The organism is Natronospira elongata (genome assembly GCF_034931365.1).
Taxonomy (GTDB): Bacteria; Pseudomonadota; Gammaproteobacteria; order Natronospirales; family Natronospiraceae; genus Natronospira; species Natronospira elongata.
In genome coordinates this window covers 1-17,925 of sequence record NZ_JAYGII010000020.1, presented here as the reverse complement: position 1 = coordinate 17,925, position 17,925 = coordinate 1, and the positions used below count along the sequence as shown (strand labels likewise).

Here is a 17,925-nt window from a genome sequence, read left to right as displayed (position 1 = left end):
AGACAAGGCATCAATCGCGGCGGATAAGTAGTTTGCCCTCGTTCAACGCCTTAGCGAGCAACATCGCCACTTTCTAGATCCAGAACCGCAAACCCAAGCCTTGGACGGTGTCGGTCATCCGAGGATCCCGTGACTTCCTGAAAGCTCCCGCTGATGAACAGCTTCCCATCTATGGGGGATAGAAGCGTTGCAACAAGGTCCGTCTCGGGCTGCCAGTCTGAGATCAGCGTCTTCGAATCAAGATCAAACGCCGCCAATCGTCTGCGCGGAGTGTCTCCTGACTGTTGAAAGGCTCCCGATACAATTAGCCGCGAACCATCAAAAGCAATGCTCGAAACTGCGTCGCTGACGCCTATTTCTCCCATTTCCAATAAGCTGTTCTCCTCAAGGTCTATAATGGCCAGTCTTTCTCGCTCGACCTCGTTAATTGATCGAAATTGCCCGCCGATCAGTAAAGAATCCCCAAACAACCCAAGCACGCTAACGTTGGAAGCGGCATTGAATTCAAAACTCTTGTCCAACTCACCGGAAACCCGGTGAAGCGCAGCCAATCGCAATTTATCTTCTTCATTCACCTCTCTGAACCGCCCTCCTATATATAAGCGATCCCCCTTCTTGGCGATAGCACTGACTTGACTTGAAACATTCGGGGCCCATCCAGAAACCAGTGCGCCGTTATATCGGTTCACAGCCGCAATGTTGTGCCGCGCTTCTCCATCAACTTCTGATAGACGCCCCCCAAAATATAATCTCTCATCATCAACCGCCAAGGCTCTTACAGTGCGCCCGACAATCTCTGGTGGGTCCCAGCTGGGAGACTTTTCTCCCGTCTCTGCATTTAAAGCTGTCAGATAACCCCAGTCCGGCTCGCCGGCTTCAAATGGGAAATCGCCCGAGGCATACAATGTTCCCTCGTCCAGGAGCAGCCGGGACAAGTGAGTGGGTTGATCAGCCCGCCAGTCCTCCAATACCTGGCCGGTCTCCCGGTCAAGGGCCGCCAGATAGCGGCGGTCATGGCCTGTGATTTCCTGCAACCGCCCGCCGAAAAAACCCACATCACCGGAAAATGCCATCGTGCCTGCGGTAAAGTGACCGCTGGCGCCCGGATTCCAGTCGGCATTCAATTCGCCGTCCGTCAGATCAAAGGCGGCAAGCAGTTCACGCTCCACCCCGCCGGCTTGACGAAAGTTCCCTGCGGCGTACAACCACCCCCCATGTACCCCAACGCCCCAGACGGCGCCATCGGCTGAAGTCTCCCAACCTGCCACGACCGCCCCCGTGTTTCGATCAACTGCGGCAAGATTATCTCTGGTCAAACCGCCAACGGACTCAAAGTCACCCCCCAGGTACAATCGCTCTCCGTCCGCGGACACAGCCATCACCAGCCCGTCGACCGCGGGATTGTGGTCCCACAGCCGCTCTCCGGTCTCCGGGTTTAGCGCCATCACGCCATTGGCGGCTTCCCCGCCAAGGGTTTCAAAATAGCCGCCGACATACACAACACCGTCGGCAACATGCACGGTAACCACCACGTTGTCGGGTGTCTCCCCCCAATCCGGAATGAGCTCGCCAGTCTGCGCATCCAGTGCCGCCAGGGCCACGCCCGAATCGCCACCCACGGATGCAAAACTTCCTCCCACATAAACCCGCTCCCCGTCCGTGGCCAGGGTCCAGACCGTGCCTTCCGAGCCGGGGTTCCAGTCCGGATCCACCGCTCCGTCGACAGCGCTCACCAGCGCGAGTCCCTCGCGCTCAAAACTGTCGCCGTCGCGGGAAAGATTGCCAAAAAGCCCGGAGACGAAGACCCGGTCTTCATGCACCGCAATGCCGGTCACCGCCTCGTCCGTGTTGGCACGCCAGCCACGATCAACACGGCCTTGCGCGTCAATTCGTGCCAGGTTTCGCCGGGGCACGCCACCGACGGATTCAAAACGCCCACCTATGTAAAACCCTCCCTCGCCGTCAGCGGCCACCGCGAATACTGAAGGCCCATCGATATAAGGCACGGCACCAGCCAGTCGGCCGGAGTCCATATGTACTGCGGCACCCGGGCCGGTCAACGGACCCAGGCGGGAAAAATCACCGCCCAGATAGATCCGATCCGCATCGACGGCGGCATCAAAGACCCTGCCGGTCACCCTGTCATACTTGGTCGCCGCCAAGGGGACTGGCCTGGCACCGGCCGGATAGGACAGTGTGGCGTCCGACTCAATCACGAAAAACCAGCCGGTATCCGGATCAAAGCCATCATCCGCTCTCAGGACGAGCGAGCCACCGGTTTCATCCGGCATCATGCCACCATCATCGCAGAGGGTGTAGTTGAGCCAATCGCAATCCGAATCGGAGGAATAGAGCAGATTCACCGGCTCCACTGACTCCCAGGAAAGATACATCGCGCCTGCCCGGGAGTGGCTGCTCAGAGCTGGACGTTCGACGCAGCTCACCATGACCGAGTCGACGTCTTCTGACGCCATCACACCGGTCGCGTCGTCCACCTGGCAGAATCGTCCGGCCGGCTGATTTTCCACGGAAACTTCCCAGGATTGCCCCGGCAGCAGACGTGTCGAGAATGCGAATTCCCCGTCCGCCTCAATGCCCAAGACTTCGTCATCATTGAGTGCGAGATGGACAGAATCACCGGCCAGACCCTGCACCTGACCGCCGACCGAAAAGCCGAATTCGCCATCACTGCACGCACTCAAGGCCGGCAATAAAGCGCTATAGAGGAGTATCCGCCGTATCATTGCATTGACCCTCCGCCGCAGGACGTACCCGGTACCGGCCAGAATTCATAGTCACTGCACGGTGACGCGCCATTGCAGGCCCGGAAACGAAGCTGAGAGCTGGTATCCGCCTGGGGAGAGTAGTTCGTTACTCCCTCCGTCCCTTCATGCAACTGGACCCAGTTACTGCCATCATAACTGAAGTCCGCGGTATATCGGTCCGCTTCGGGATCGCCGCTTGCATCCCATTGGAAGATGAACTGTGGGCTGCCTGCCCAACAGCCCAGAAAGTCCACCTCGATGTCGTGCACATGCAAATCAACCACCGGGGGTGGAGTCCCGCCCAGGCAGGCGCTTGGCTTCCCATAATCTGACGGCCCCGGCAGCCCGTCGCCTTCGGGTTGATTGGACCTCACATAAGCATCAGTTGCCGAACCACTGCCATACAAATAGCTCGCATCGTCGGGAAATGGCTGACACTCATGCAGCCCTTCCGGGTTAATGAATCCTCGTTCAGTTATCTGAGGATTGCCATTATTTGCTCGATACAAGCCTTCGAGGACGCGCCCATGTGTATCGATAGGGCGGTTCCCGGGAAGAAGAAATCCGCGATCCAATGAACGATACAATAAATTTGCAGCCATGGCTGATATCCGTGGGGCCGCCCAGGAGCTACCTCCCGGATTATCACCATTCAAGGTTGGAACATCATCCGCGACAAGGTTCAGGCGGTCGCCTCGATCAGCCTGTGGGTCGAGGCAATGGGTTCCACCCGCGCCCCAGGTATGCGCCGCTGAGATGACATTCCCGGGACGGGCCTGGTCGGCAATACGGTCATCGTGACCGATGATTGCCGGCGGCGTTGATGTAGGCAACCCCCGAACAAACCAGAGATTGAATGAGAACATGTTCAGAGTCGGGATCGTTGGACGGGTCAAGATCCGGGCAACCACCTGGACCAAGGGTTACATTTCCTCCGCTCCTGTTGACCACCCCGATCCCGAACTGAGAGCGATTCTCTTCGATCCACCTTAACGCCGCCGAACGATCCCTCTCGTAATACTGATCGTCCCGCGCCGCTGTGCTGACATGGACAATACGCGACGCTTCGGTGCGGTCGGCAATAATCGAGGAAACCTGTTGCCCATGATCATGAACACCGACTCCTGGCAAGGGAGGATCCGTGGGTGCCTGCATCACGCAGTTTCTGACATCCCCCTTGTCATAGGATCCGTTTATCTCCCAGTCGCAATGCACCCGCGCCATGGTCTTGCAGTTCTGATCGGCCGGGTAATAACTACTGCAATTCCCCCAGGTATCAGCAAAAACCTGACGAAAATCAGGGTCGTTGGAATCCAGGACGATTCCCCTGGCTTCGATCACGGCAACATTCCAGCCGTCAATTTCGCTGCAGCTACTGTAGCCGTAAGCTACTGATGCCCCCCCAAAATCAGGCTTGAAGAAAGGCAAACGGCAGTTCTGAACCATTGATATGACATGGGGACACCCTCCCTGGCTGATAAATTGAGGACTTTCCTGCTGACAGAAAAAAGCCCATCTTCAATAATCAAGATTAGACAGGTAGGGTGGTTTTTCAAGTATTTTCGAGAGCGGTTTCATCAAGAAGATATTTTTACACAGTATCAGTGCCAAATTAGTGCCAAGGTTTGGGATCCGGCATCTGTCAGGGCGGGAATCCCCCTCCCACATGACAATCATCCTCCCCAAATAATGAATCTTCTCTGCGTCTCCGCGCCTCTGCGCGAGATAAAGCACGTGTCTTTTTGAATTCCTCTGCGCCCTTTGCGCCCTCTGCGCGAGGCCGCTTTTGAATTTTTAAACCGACTCATGCAAACCACACTCGCGCTTGAGCCCAAAGAAGCGCGTGGCTTCCTTGCTGCCTGCTTCCTGCAATGAACGGGTCGTGTGCCAATCGCCGATGCTCACATAGCCCTGTTCCCAGAGGGGGTGGTAAGGCAGTTCATGGCGGTTGAGATAGGCGTGCACGTCCCTGTCCGTCCAGTCCAGGATGGGGTGAAACTTGATGCGGCCGTTGCGGTACTGGGCGAGCGGCAGCTTCTCCCGGCTGCTGGCCTGGTCGCGACGGATGCCGGAGAACCAGGTGCCGGCACTCAACTCGCGCAAGGCCCGCTGCATGGGCTCGACCTTGTTCTCCTGGTTGTAGGCCTCGATCCCATCCCTGCCCTGCTCCCAGCGCTTGCCGTGACGCGCTTCCTGCCAGGCGGCGCTGAATCGGGGACGGTAGACATGCAGATTCAGATCCAGGCGCTGGGTGAGCCTGTCCACGAAACGGTAGGTTTCCGGAAAGTGATAGCCGGTGTCGATGAAGATCACCGGGATGTCGGGGCGCTGGCGAGTCACCAGGTGGAGCATGACCGCCGACTGGGCGCCGAAGCTTGAGGCCAATACCTGCCGATGAGGCAGATGGGCCAGGGCCCATGCCACCCGTGCCTCGGCACTGGCCGTCTCCAGATTGTGATTGGCCTGATGCACGAGGGAATACTCAGGTACCAGTGGCGTAATCTTGCTCATGTTCCCTCACCTCCTTGCCGGTGGTGACTGCTGACACAATGCCGATGCGAATCAGAAAATCCCCGAAACCTTCGTTCTCCTCGCTCTCCCGGGCGTAACGCGCGAACAGCATGTCGAGCGTGTTGAGGATGGCGTCCTCATCGGCGTTCTCCCGGTAGATGCGATTGAGGCGGTCGCCGTTGCAGGACGCGCCGAGATGCAGGTTGTAACGGCCTGGCGCCTTGCCGATGAGGCCGATCTCGGCCAGGTAGGGGCGGGCGCAGCCGTTGGGGCAGCCGGTCATGCGAACAGTGATCGGCCGCTGGCCGATGCCGTGCTTGTCCTGCAGGGCCTCGACCTTGTCCAGCAGATCCGGCAGGTAACGCTCCGCTTCGGCCATGGCCAGGGGGCAAGTGGGAAAGGCGACGCAGGCCATGGCCCGCAATCGTGTGGCGGAGACCTTTTCGTGCCGGACCAGGCCGTGCTTTTCCAGCAGCAGGTCGATGTCCAGCTTCTGCTGGACATCAGCACCGGCAATGATGAGGTTCTGGTTGGCCGTGACCCGGAAATGGATATCCGGGTGCTGTTGGGCAAGCTGCCGCAAGCCTTCCATGGCCTCGCCCTTGAGGCGGCCGTTTTCCACGAACAGGGTCAGATGCCAGTGCCCGTCTTCGGCCTCCACCCAACCGTAACGATCGCCGTTGTGATGAAACTGGAAGGGCCGGGTGGGGGCGAGCGCAAAGCGCTGGCGCCAATCCAGCTCCCGCCGGAACCAATCCAGGCCGTGATCCTCGATGGTGTACTTCAGGCGTGAACGCTTGCGGTTCACGCGATTACCGTAGTCGCGCTGGATGCTGATGATGGCTTCGGCCACGGTCACCGCCTGTTCGGGCCGGCAGAAACCGATCACATCCCCAAGACGCGGATGGGTATCGGCCACGTCATGGCTCATGCCCAGGCCACCGCCGACACTGACATTGAAGCCGGCCAGACGGCCCTTCTCGGCAATGGCAATGAAGCCGATGTCATGGGCAAAGACATCCACGTCGTTAACCGGCGGGACCGCCACCGCGATCTTGAACTTGCGTGGCAGATAAGTTGGCCCGTAAAGGGGCTCGTTCTCCCTTTCGCTACCACTGTCCCGGCCCTGCAGCCATATCTCCTGATAAGCCTGGCTTTCGGGCAGCAATTCATTGCTCAGGCGCTCAGCGATGGCCTGGACTTCGGCATGCAATGCGCTTTCCAGGGGATTGGCACTGCACATGACATTGCGGTTCACATCCCCGCAGGCGGCGATGCTGTCGAGAAAGACTTCATCCAGACCACGCACCAGGGGGCGCAGGTCTTCCTTGTAAATGCCATGGAACTGCACCGCCTGGCGGGTGGTGAGGCGGATGGTGCCATTGGCGTAATCCCGGGCGAGGGCATCCAGCTTCAGCCACTGGGCGGGCGTCAACACCCCGCCGGGAATCCGCACCCGCAGCATGTAGGAATACAGCGGCTCGAGTCTGGCCTTGCGGCGTTCGGCCCGCACATCCCGGTCATCCTGCTGATAGATGCCATGGAACTTGATGACCTTGGTATCGCTCTCGGCAATACCTCCCGTGACCTGGTCCTCCAGGCCAATATGGAGGGAGCCGCGCAGGGCCCGGCTTTCGGCCTTGATGGATTCCACTTCGTCGAGCAGCGCTTCACGCTTGTCAGTCATGATCAGTAAACGTCCTTCTGGTAGCGACCTTCACGGCGCAGTTGCTTGAGATAATCGCCGGCGGCGTCCTCGCTCAGGCCGCCCTGCGCCACCAGCACATCGCGAATCGCGGCCTCCACATCCGGGGCCATGCGATTGGCGTCGCCGCAGACATAGATATGGGCGCCGGCTTCCAGCCACTGATGGAACTCGGCGGCCTGCTGGCGGATGCGGTGCTGGACATAGACCTTCTCCGCCTGGTCGCGGGAGAAGGCCAGGGAGAGCTTGTCCAGGGCGCCTGACTTGAGATGGCGCTGCCATTCCAGTTGATAGAGAAAGTCGGTACGCCGATGCTGTTCGCCGAAGAACAGCCAGTTGGAACCGTCATGGCCCAATGCACGACGCTCGGTCACAAAGGCGCGGAAGGGGGCCACACCGGTGCCGGGGCCGATCATGATCACCGGTGCCTGGCCGTCCTCGGGCAGACGGAAGCGGGGGTTTTCCTCCACGAACAGCCTGACCCGATCACCGGCCTCGATGCGGCGGTTGAGATACCAGGAGGCGGTACCTACCCGAAGGCCCTGCTCGGTTTCACCCCCCACGGTGGCCACGGTGAGGTGAATTTCATCCGGGGTGTCGGCGGGGCTGGAGGCAATGGAATACATCCTTGGGGTCAGGCCCCGGAGCAGGCTTACCAGGCGCCGGCCATCCAGCTCGGTCGGCCAGGCCCGCAGTACATCGATCACCTGGTGATCCTTGATCCAGTCACGTAACTGTGTGGCATCGGCCAGCACGGCTTTAAGAGCATCAGCTTGTGCCAGCTCGGCATACTGTTCCAGGAAGGGACGGGACAACTGGGTGAGTTCGCGGTGCCGACCAAGCCAGTCCCGCAGTGACCGGGTCTGGCCCTCATACTCGATAGCTTGCGAGCCGTCCAGCCCCGTGGCGGCCAATACTTCTTCCACCAGGGCCGGGTCGTTGTCGGCCCAGATACCCACCGAGTCACCGGCCTGGTACTGAATGCCGCTGTCTTCGATGGACAACTCGATGTGATGCACGGACTTACCGGACGGGGCCACCGTCAGGGGATGGCTAGCCAGGACCTCCGCTTCGAAGGGCTCCTCCCGGGTCCAGCGGCTGGGAGCTTTGGCCTCGCCCACCAATTGCAGGTGGCTGGGCGCGGCCTCGGCCGGCTCACCGCCGGCCAGTTCACTGAAGCGTTCCAGGGCCTGTTCCCGCCACTGGCGGGCGGCGTTCTCGAAATCCACATCGGCATCGACTCGATCCAGCACGCGCTTCGCGCCGAGCTTTTCCAGGGCGGCGTCGAAGTCACGGCCGGTCTGGCAGAAATGCTCATAGGAGGAGTCGCCCAGGGCAAAAACGGCGTACTGCAGATCACTCAGCTTAGGCGCCTTGTCCGAGAGCAAGAACTCGTGAAAGTCCTCGGCATCCTCGGGCGGGTCGCCCTCGCCATGGGTGCTGACCACCAGGGTGAGCAACTCCTGCTTGCGGATCTGCTGGGGGCGGACATCGGCCAGGCTGGCCAGCTTCACCGACAGGCCCTTGCCACGGGCATCCTCCGCCAGGGCCTCGGCCACCCGGCGGGCATTGCCGGTTTCCGAGCCGTACCAGATGTTGAGCACCCGACTCGCCCCCGATGCGGCGGCGGCACGGGCCTGCGGGACGGGTACCTCCGCGCCCGGCGCCGCACCGGCAGCCGCCAGGCCGGCCAGATAACCGGAGGCCCAGATCTTCTCCCGCTCATCAAGCTCCCGGGCCAGGGCGTCCAGCTTGCCCTGCAGTTGTGGTGTGTTGGCAGGCACCGCAGCCATGGTTCTCTCCCTCGCTTGAGTACGGGGAACAGACTAGGCAGGCAGTCACATCACTGGAAGGAATGTTTGTTCATACCGATATGACGGAAAGGCAGAAAGGGGGTGGGGCTGGCTTTAGCAATTTACTGATGGCTCTGGTGGCGGGTTTGGGCGTGATGGTTTTTTCACAGAGGGCACAGAGAATCCGCAGAGGGGCACAGAGCTTCCTTAAGCTTGTACTGTTTGCTGAGGGCCAACGACAATAAACCTCCGTGGCCCTCTGCGTGTTCTCTGCGTCCTCTGTGTCCCCAATTCAACGCCCAAGTCCAGCACCAGGCATATTCCCTTTGGTGATTAGCAAGTCAGTAATGGATATTTCCCTGGAATTGATGACGGGCCTAGTCTCACTGGAAAGCGTGAGACACAGAGGAATGCCGTCATGGAGTATCTGCCTATATTCGTGGCCGCCGAAAACCGCCGGGTCCTGGTGGTGGGTGGTGGCCAGGTGGCCAGCCGCAAGATCGGCCTGTTGATTCGCAGCGGGGCCGAGATTCATGTGGTGGCCCCCGAGCTTTGCGAGGCCCTGCGGGCCCTGGCCGAGGAAGGCAGCATCCATTGGCGGGCGCGGGCCTTTCGCGATGAAGACCTGGATGATGCCTGGCTGGTGTATGTGGCCACCGATGATCCCTTCCTGCAGCGGCGGGTCAGCCGCGAGGCCGCGGCCCGGCGGGTACTGGTCAACACCGTGGATGATCGGGACCTGTGCAGCTTCATCATGCCGGCCATTGTCGATCGCTCGCCGGTGATGGTGGCCATCAGCACCGGCGGGACATCGCCCGTGCTGGCTCGGCGTATTCGCGATGGCGTGGAGCGCCTGTTGCCCCAGGCCACCGCGCGTCTGGCCCGCTTCGTCGGCCGGGTGCGGGATCGCATCAGCGAAAGCATCAGTGATTTTGCTCAACGCCGCCATTTTCATGAATGGCTGGTGGACGGGCCGGTGGGTGATGCGTTGCGGGCCGGTCGGGAAGGCGAGGCCCTGTCCCGTTTCGAGCAGGCCTTGAGTGATGGTGAACTGATCAGCGAAGGGATGGTGTATGTGGTGGGTGCCGGCCCCGGTGATCCGGAACTGCTCACCCTCAAGGCCTTGCAGACCCTTCAGAAAGCCGATGTGATCGTCCATGACGGGCTGGTGGATCCAAGAGTGCTGGAGCTGGCGCGCCGGGATGCGGATTTCATTGATGTGACCAAACGTGCCGGATATCACCGCCTGCCACAGGAGCGGATCAACCAACTGCTGGCTGAGTTGGCCGAAGCCGGCAAGGTGGCGGTCCGCTTGAAGGGGGGCGATCCCTTTGTCTTTGGTCGGGGCGGCGAGGAGATCACCCATCTGCGTGAGCGCGGCATTCGCTATGAAGTGGTGCCCGGTATTACCGCCGCGGTGGGTTGCGCGGCCTATGCCGGCCTGCCCCTCACCCACCGCGATCATGCCCACTCGGTCTGGCTGGTCACCGCCCACTGCCGTGACTCGGTGGATGAGCTGGACTGGAATGACCTGGCCCATTCCCGCCAGACCCTGGCCTTCTACATGGCCGTGAAACAGGTCGGCCGGGTACAGCAACAGCTCATGGCCCATGGCCGCGACCCCGATACCCCGGTGGCCTTTGTCGAACACGGCTGCCGCCCGGAACAGCGGGTCATCGTCGGTCGCCTTGGCCGAATGGCGGAACTGGCCCGGGAACACGAGCTGCAGTCACCGTCCCTGATCTATGTGGGCGAAGTGGCCGCACTTGCGGCGGAGCTTGGCTGGTACGGACAGGTGCCGCTTGTGGATACCGACAGCGAGGCACTGCGGCGGGTGGCGGTTTGATTTGCCTCGCGCAAAGGCGCTAAGGCGCAAAGAAAGATTATTTTTCTCGCGCAGAGACGCGGAGACGCAGAGAAAACAATGTTTATGTTGTTTGCTGCCTATCAATGGCCGTAGGAGCGGCTTTAGCCGCGATGAGACTTCGGTATGCCCCTGATCGCGGCTAAAGCCGCTCCTACGGCGGGATGGAGCAACCATGTCTATCCAGTTGGCAACCATTGCACCGGATTAGTCGGGGCAGGAATACACATCCCACAACAAAACCTTCCTTTCTCTGCGTCTCCGCGTCTCTGCGCGAGATAGCTTTTCCTTTGCGTCTTTGCGTCTTTGCGCGAGGCCAACCAAGTAAGGAGTTAGACCATGATCTACGATTCAATACTCGACACCATCGGCAATACCCCCATCGTGAAACTCAAGCGCCTGGCGCCGGAGGGGATTGATTTCTATGTGAAGGTGGAAGCCTTCAATCCCATGGCCTCGGTCAAGGACCGACTGGCGATTGCCATTATCGAGGACGCCGAACGCCGGGGAGTGTTGAAGCGGGGTCAGACCGTGGTGGAGGCGACGTCGGGCAATACCGGTATTGCTCTCGCCATGGTCTGTGCCGCCAAGGGCTATCCCTTTGTGGCCACCATGGTGGAGACCTTCTCGGTGGAACGGCGCAAGCTGATGCGGGCCCTGGGGGCCAAGGTAATCCTCACCCCCAAGGAAGAGAAAGGCACGGGCATGGTGCGCAAGGCGGAGGAACTGGCCGAACAACATGGCTGGTTCCTGGCCCGGCAGTTCGAGAACGAGGCCAACCCGGCCTATCACCGCAACACCACCGGCCCGGAGATCCTGCGGGCCTTTGCCGGCCGCCGCCTGGACTACTTCGTCTCCGGCTGGGGGACCGGCGGTACCATCACCGGTGCCGGTGAAGTCCTCAAGGCTGCGCGCCCTGATATCAGGATCATCGCCACCGAACCGGCAGGCGCCTCGCTCATGGGCGGCAAGGACTGGGCGCCACACAAGATCCAGGGCTGGACCCCGGATTTCCTGCCCAAGGTGCTCAATACCGAGATCGCCGATGAACTACTGCCGGTGACCGACGAGGAGGCCATCCGGACCGCACTGGATCTGGCCTCCCAGGAAGGCATCTTCGTCGGCATCTCGGCGGGCGGCACGGTGGCCGCGGCCCTCAAGGCCGTGGAAAACGCCCCGCGCAGCACTGCCGTTTTAGCCATGTTGCCGGACACCGGCGAGCGCTATCTCTCCACGCCCCTGTTCGACGACATCCACGACGGCTCCGACGACGAATGGCTGGTGGGCCTGACCCAGGCGCCACGGGTGGCCTAGTGGGCCACTAGCCAAAAAACACATGGACACACCGCTCCCACGGAACCCCGTATGCCGTGGGAGCGGGCTAAAACGCCATGGCCCGCTGTTCCGCAAGCGGCCGACCGGGGCTATCTCTCAAAACGCCCAGCGAACCCCGAGGGAAATGAAATTCTGATCATCTTCCAGACCCTGGTAGTGCGACACACCACCGGAAAAGGACAGGCTTCCCTCAAGGCGCCATTCAAGTCCCACGGCAGTCATGTTGTCATCGGCATCAATGCGATCAAAGTCGAGCCGCTTGAATTGGGCTGTCGCCAGCAGCCTGTCCGAAAATTCATGCTCAATGCGCAGGAACACCGTTGGAAAATCATCCTCCAGGGTGAAGGAAACGGGATTAAGCGTGAATGGATCAGTGGTATCAAAGTCCAGTTCCCAGAACTCATAACCAACACCCGCGATAAGACGATTTCGGTGGTGCTCGATCAGTTCGAAATCCGCAGACAACTCATAACGGCGAATATCATCACCCGCGTCGATCTCCAGCCTGGCGGTGGACCATTCACTCCAGGCCCAGCCCACCCCGGCCCGGGCACCACTGCCAAAGTCGTCATAATCCGCGATACCGCCATGAATCGACCATTGCGCCTGCGCACTGCTCGCACACAGGAGCAACCCGAGCAGCATGCCTGTCATTTGTCCACGCATGAGGGCTCCCTTCTGCCTTGAAACAATCAGAAAAGCGGGAGGCCGCCATGCGGCCTCCCGCCTTGGACCATGTCCGTCATGAACGATCAGAGCGGGCTTGGCCCGCCACCGGTACAATCCGGCGCGAACCCGGAGTCACCGATCAGATTGCTCAAACCATCACCATTCAAACCACGCGCCTTGATTTCCCAATAATTCTCCGAGTTGACCGAGAAGTTGAAACCCGGCGTGGTACTGTCGTGGATCTGATTATAAGAGCCGCCCATCCCTTCTCTTTTGTAGCCTTCCCAGCTTTCCACCGGGGTAGAACCGTTTTCGGACAAGGTCACGGCGTAACTGGCCAGACCATTATGACAACCAGTAAAATCTATGGTCATGGATGGTGTTTCCGGTGCACTGCCGGCGCTGTCATCCAAAGTATAAAGAAGCCGGTCCGGCGTTCCGTTCAGATTGGACAAAACGCCCTGCGTCGCTCGCTGGCTGATCGCGTCCTTGATGGTGACAGGATCAGGACCTATTCCCTCGTCCTGTACCAAGGCGGCCGCACCGGCGACCAAGGGAGCAGCGAAGGAAGTGCCGTTAACGCTCGAGAAAAACTCGGAATCCCCCGAAGCACTGGCCGCCTCGATACTCTCGCCCGGGGCGACGATATCAACGCATGTGCCGAAATTACTGAAACTGCTCAGCGCGTCCTGATCATTGGATGATGCCACCGTGTAGGCCTTGTGAGCCGAGGCAGGCGACTGATTACACGCATCTGTCGCACTATTCCCTGCTGAGGTAACTACAACTGCCCCTTGGTCGGCAATATGGTCGGTTGCGTCATTGATGGTAACGCTATGTGGAAAACCGAGACTGATGTTCACGATATCGCCCGGGTCAACCTGGTCGGCGACCCAGTTGGCGGCCTCCACGTAGTCGGACGGCGAGACAGAACCAAAGCAATCCGCCACCTTCACATTGACAATCTCGGTTTCCTTCGCGGTGCCTTTTGTCCAGCCACTCGACATGGATGAGACGCCGGTCCCATGGTCGGCACAGTCCTGCCCGCTGCCACCAAACGCATCGTATTGGAGTTGCGAAACCCTGTTGTCAAAAGGGTCCTGAAACTCGTCATGACTGGCTCGAACACCGGAATCGATTATAAAGATCCGCCGGTCCGTGCCAGACCAGTTGTAAATATATTCGCCGTCGAGCGGCAGCGTGCGCTGACTCACACGGTCAAGGTGCCATGGGGCATTAGCCTGGACCGCATGAAGGCGGCCGATGCCGGCCTCCTCGACGTACAAAACGTCCTCTCGCTCCGCGATGGCGCGTGCCTTTTCCCTGGACATTATCTCGGCAGACGCCACAGGGGTACCGCCGACAAGATGGGCCCGCGCATCGAGGCCGACGTTTCGAGCGAAGTTTTCTACATGCTCGCGGTATGTTTTCCCGCCTGGCCCCTCGCCGGCAGGCACTGCTTCCTCACGGAGTCGAATGAAATAACCCGCTGAGTCATCGGCATGCGGGAGGAACTGCACATTCTGCCCCCCCCCCATGGGCCTCTCCAGGCAGACCAAAAGCCACGCCGAGCGAAATGAGGAGTGTTGAGGTGAGTGCGGTGAAGTGTCCCTTGTACATTGCACGACCTCCTGTGCTTTCCTATCCTTTACTTACCAATATGGGATTCGAGGCCCGATTGGGCCTCGCAAAGGTAAAAATAGCAAAGATATCCCGGAATTCCAGGCTGAGCCATGGAGGGATCCGGCATGAATATGTCAAATTCAATACTTCTTCCCCGCTTGATTCCTGTTGCCCTCCTCGGGCTTTTTCTAACCTCACTGCCAGGATGCCTGTCCGAGGAATCGGGCCCCCTTGAGGAGGGTCCGCCCCGGTGGCTGTTCTCCTTCGACAGTGGCGACGACGGATGGCAGCCGGTTGCAGCCCGTTTTAGCGAAGCTGACCGTGAGAGGCGAAACTTCGGGTTCCGGCAGGTCACGGCCCAGGAAGGCACCGCTGATTGCTGCAAGGCCCTGCAGCTGGAGGTGGTCTCCAACGGGCGCCTTGTCATCGGCATGTTCTACCCCCTGGAAGGGCTTGACCCGAACCTGCTGTATCAGGGCCGAATCCGTTTCGAGGTCTTCAGCGACGTACCGGCGGAATGCGGGGGCATACCACGACCGCCGGGCCGAGATACCAATTTCCTGGTAGGCTTTAGCGATGAACAGCTCAAGCCATTTCTGACGACATTTGACTTCTTCCAGGATTGGTGGTCTCTAAATATTGATCATGGCATACCGGGTGAGTCCGGTGAAGATGCCTGGATAGTCGGCGATTTCGCCATCGACAAACCTTGCGAGCAGCCTTATCGCACGCCGGGCTTTTACTGGGAACGCAAACGGATGTATAACGAGGAGCCCTTCAGCTTCTACACGGATGAAGATGGCACAGCCTGGGCTTACATTCTGATTGAACCAGAAGCAGAAGTATTCCCATTCCGCTTCCCCTTTGACTGGGTGGAAATCGAAATTGCCGAATACGGCGAGCTCGACTGAGTCTTGAATGGAATGTGCGGCTATGGCGGCCCGGAATCAGAAGGAACACGGGCCGCTGATAACCGAGTGGTGGATTCAAGGTCCGAAGGAGAAGCCACGGCCAGGCCGCCTTATGCCTGATTGATCTTAACCGGCCTTGAATTCCGCGTTTTCATCGCGAATAATCAGGAATAGGTCTCCCGGAGAAATGACTGCTCGTATCATGCTGCACAACGCCACCTTTTATTCTGGCTTTTCCTTTCGCTTCTTCTACGGAAGAGGCGGCCGGTGGCGGTGTGCAAACCCATGATGTGAACTGAAAGACAAATTGCACGCCAGCCAAAGCCGGCCGCGACAGAATCGCGGCCGGCTTTTTTTGTGCCCGGGCATTGTAAGGCGTGCATGGCCATTCAGGCATGACGGAGGTAAGGCGCGATGAACGAGGAAATCAAGGCACTGCGGCAGGTGGTGGATATCATGGACCACGCCCTGCTGGATCTGATCAACCGGCGCATCCGGCTCACCGGCCAGATCGGCGAGATGAAGGCCAGCGCCGGCCTGCCCTGCCGAGACCGGCAACGGGAGGAAAATCTGTACCTGCGCATCTCGCTGGCCAATGACGGGCCCATGAGCGACGAGGCCGCCCGCCATCTCTTCGAGATTCTCACCGCTGAATCCCGCCGGATACAAAATCAGATTCTTAACAAAAGCTGGGACCGAAAAGGAGCGACGGGATGAAGACGGTCATCATCCAGGGCGGCCCGGCTTCTTATAGTGCCCAGGCGGCAAAGGTGTTGCTGGCCGGGGAACTGCGATTCATTCACGCCCGGTCATTTGAGGCGGCCATTGAGCATTACCTGGCCCAAGCCGGTAGTCGCCTGCTGTTCCCCTGGTGGAATTCCACCATCGGCCCCATCGGGCCGGTCCAGCGTCTTTACCGACAACACGAGCTGCGAATGCAGAACAGCCTGAGTTTCCCCATCCACCACTGCCTGATCGGATGGAAGCCCCGGACACCCCGTACCCGCGGCACCGTCCTCTCTCACCCGGCTGCCCTGTCCCAATGCCAGGCATTCCTGCGCCGCAATCCCTGGCTCAAGGCCCAAGCCAGTCATGACACCGCGGACAGTGTCGCTCTGCTGCGCGAGACCCGACCGGTGGCCACCCTGGCCATCGCCTCGGCCCATGCCGCGGCCCACTACGGCATGCCTGTGCTTGAAAGGAACATTCAGGATTCGCCCACCAACCGCACCCGTTTTATTCTGACAACGGCCGCACCCTGACGTCGCTCAAGCCCTGAGGGGGGCCTCCCTTCGATGCCACCCGGCCTTGCCGACCCAGCGCTGAGCGGCTCAGTGATCTCCCCCTTCCGGACGGTCCAGCACGCTGGCAGCCACCAGGTCGCCGGTGACATTCACCGTGGTGCGGCACATGTCGAGGATGCGGTCCACGCCGATGATCAGGGCAATGCCGGCGGCGGGGATGCCCACGCTGCCCAACAGCATGGACAGGATGACAATGCCGATGCCGGGGGTGCCGGGCGAGCCGATGGAGGCACCCACGGCAAGGAAGACCACCAACAGCAGGCCGGCGATGCCGATATCCACGCCGAAGACCTGGGCGAGAAAGAGGGTCGCCACCATCTGGTAGAGGGCGGTGCCGGCCATGTTGATGGTGGTGCCCAGGGGGATGACGAAACGGGTGGTGGAAGCGGAGACGCCCAGTCTGGCCTCGGCGGTCTGCATGGTGAGCGGCATGACCGCCGCCGAGCTCGAGGTGGAGAAGGCCAGCAACTGGGCATCACGGATAGCAGAGAGGAACTTGCCCACGGGGCGGCCGGTACGCAGGCGATAGATGATGAGATACATGATCAAGACCAGGATCAGGCCGATGATGACGGTGACCACGTACAGGCCCATGCCGAGCAAGGCTTCTATCCCAAGTCGAGTGGTGATCTGGGCGAGCAGGCCGAAGACGGCAAAGGGCACCAGCAGCATGGCCCATCGCACCACCACCATGGTGATTTCCTGAATGGAGGCCAGCAGGCTGAGCAGGGGTTGCTGCTGTGCCCGGGGCAGGCTGACCAGGGCCACCCCGATGAGGATGGCGAAGACCACCACCTGCATCATGTTCTGCTCCAGACCGGCCTTCAGCGGGTTGGCGGGGATCATTTCACTCAGACGGGCGGGCAGGTCCTGAATGGCCAGGCCCGGGGCCGGCACGGCCTCGGCGGCTTCCACTGCGGGCTTGAGCTCGGCCTGGATGCTGGCCGCATCCAGATACAGCCCCGGCTGAATGGTGAGCGCCACCACCATGCCGATCAGCACCGCGGCCAATGTGGTGACGACAAAAAAGAGGCCGGCCCGGATGCCGGTGCTGCGCAGGGAAGCCATGCTGTCGGAAGAGGCCATGCCGAGGATGATAGAGGCCACCACCAGGGGGATGACGATCATCTGGATCAAGGCCAGGAAGACGTAGCCCGGCAGGGCCAGCCAGTTGGTAATCAGGGCGGCCAGGCCCGGCTCCACCAGTCCGGCATCCGGCCCCAGCAGCAGCCCGGCAGCGATACCCAGGAACATGGCCAGCATGACCTTGGCCCACAGGTGACTGCGCAACAGGCCCTTGAGCTTGCCGGCGAGGCGATGGACGGGGCTGGGTGAGATACCGCCGATGGTGTAAGCCATGCCATTTCTCCCTAGTGGGCGACGCGGATAGTTCGGTGACGCCTCTGCTTCGGTTTCGATCAGCGGCGTGCCTTTCGATGCCGGTA

The 17,925-nt window shown here is 60.3% G+C and carries 14 protein-coding genes; 5 read left to right on the top strand and 9 right to left on the bottom strand.

The genetic code is table 11. The annotated features are described in order from the left end of the window. Positions 1-50 precede the first annotated feature (50 nt). The 6 genes from VCB98_RS09610 to VCB98_RS09585 form a co-directional block, all read right to left on the bottom strand. Positions 51-2,363: a PQQ-binding-like beta-propeller repeat protein gene (locus VCB98_RS09610; RefSeq protein ID WP_346052048.1), complete on the bottom strand. Its 2,313-nt coding sequence runs from the start codon at positions 2,361-2,363 to the stop codon at positions 51-53. 377 nt (positions 2,364-2,740) lie between these two features. Continuing rightward, a complete protein-coding gene (locus VCB98_RS09605) occupies positions 2,741-3,367 on the bottom strand; it encodes a hypothetical protein (protein ID WP_346052046.1) in 627 nt (208 codons plus the stop codon). 190 nt (positions 3,368-3,557) lie between these two features. Further along, positions 3,558-4,193, bottom strand: coding sequence for a S8/S53 family peptidase (locus VCB98_RS09600; RefSeq protein ID WP_346052044.1), 636 nt, complete (start codon positions 4,191-4,193; stop codon positions 3,558-3,560). Between the two features lie 366 nt (positions 4,194-4,559). Then, entirely contained in the window at positions 4,560-5,276 is a 717-nt protein-coding gene (locus tag VCB98_RS09595; RefSeq protein WP_346052043.1) for a phosphoadenylyl-sulfate reductase, read from the bottom strand. After that, complete coding sequence (gene cysI / locus VCB98_RS09590) at positions 5,248-6,963, bottom strand: assimilatory sulfite reductase (NADPH) hemoprotein subunit (RefSeq protein ID WP_346052041.1); 1,716 nt, start codon at positions 6,961-6,963, stop codon at positions 5,248-5,250. The genes VCB98_RS09595 and cysI overlap by 29 nt, the downstream gene beginning before the upstream one ends. Before the next feature lie 2 nt (positions 6,964-6,965). Further along, complete coding sequence (locus tag VCB98_RS09585; protein WP_346052039.1) at positions 6,966-8,774, bottom strand: assimilatory sulfite reductase (NADPH) flavoprotein subunit; 1,809 nt, start codon at positions 8,772-8,774, stop codon at positions 6,966-6,968. A 418-nt stretch (positions 8,775-9,192) separates the two neighbouring features. Here VCB98_RS09585 and cysG point away from each other — a divergent pair, with 418 nt between their 5' ends. Further along, on the top strand, positions 9,193-10,620 hold the full coding sequence (gene cysG, locus VCB98_RS09580; RefSeq protein WP_346052037.1) for a siroheme synthase CysG: 1,428 nt from the start codon (positions 9,193-9,195) through the stop codon (positions 10,618-10,620). Positions 10,621-10,977: 357 nt separating this feature from the next. Then, on the top strand, positions 10,978-11,952 hold the full coding sequence (gene cysK, locus VCB98_RS09575; RefSeq protein WP_346052035.1) for a cysteine synthase A: 975 nt from the start codon (positions 10,978-10,980) through the stop codon (positions 11,950-11,952). A gap of 117 nt (positions 11,953-12,069) precedes the next feature. Here the strand turns inward: cysK and VCB98_RS09570 are convergent, their stop codons facing one another. Next, positions 12,070-12,639 (bottom strand): hypothetical protein, encoded by a 570-nt coding sequence (locus tag VCB98_RS09570; protein WP_346052033.1) that lies wholly within the window; start codon positions 12,637-12,639, stop codon positions 12,070-12,072. Between the two features lie 86 nt (positions 12,640-12,725). Continuing rightward, entirely contained in the window at positions 12,726-14,180 is a 1,455-nt protein-coding gene (locus VCB98_RS09565) for a S8 family serine peptidase (protein ID WP_346052031.1), read from the bottom strand. A 210-nt stretch (positions 14,181-14,390) separates the two neighbouring features. Between VCB98_RS09565 and VCB98_RS09560 the strand changes: the two genes are divergently transcribed. The 3 genes from VCB98_RS09560 to VCB98_RS09550 all read left to right on the top strand — a co-directional run bounded on the left by VCB98_RS09560 (position 14,391) and on the right by VCB98_RS09550 (position 16,438). Then, positions 14,391-15,176 (top strand): hypothetical protein, encoded by a 786-nt coding sequence (locus VCB98_RS09560; protein WP_346052030.1) that lies wholly within the window; start codon positions 14,391-14,393, stop codon positions 15,174-15,176. A gap of 414 nt (positions 15,177-15,590) precedes the next feature. Continuing rightward, a complete protein-coding gene (locus tag VCB98_RS09555) occupies positions 15,591-15,893 on the top strand; it encodes a chorismate mutase (RefSeq protein WP_346052028.1) in 303 nt (100 codons plus the stop codon). Further along, entirely contained in the window at positions 15,890-16,438 is a 549-nt protein-coding gene (locus tag VCB98_RS09550) for a prephenate dehydratase domain-containing protein (protein ID WP_346052026.1), read from the top strand. The genes VCB98_RS09555 and VCB98_RS09550 overlap by 4 nt, the downstream gene beginning before the upstream one ends. A 69-nt stretch (positions 16,439-16,507) precedes the next feature. Here the strand turns inward: VCB98_RS09550 and VCB98_RS09545 are convergent, their stop codons facing one another. Next, the gene (locus tag VCB98_RS09545; protein WP_346052024.1) at positions 16,508-17,839 is read right to left on the bottom strand and encodes a dicarboxylate/amino acid:cation symporter; all 1,332 of its coding nucleotides are present in this window, start codon (positions 17,837-17,839) and stop codon (positions 16,508-16,510) included. Positions 17,840-17,925: the final 86 nt, after the last annotated feature.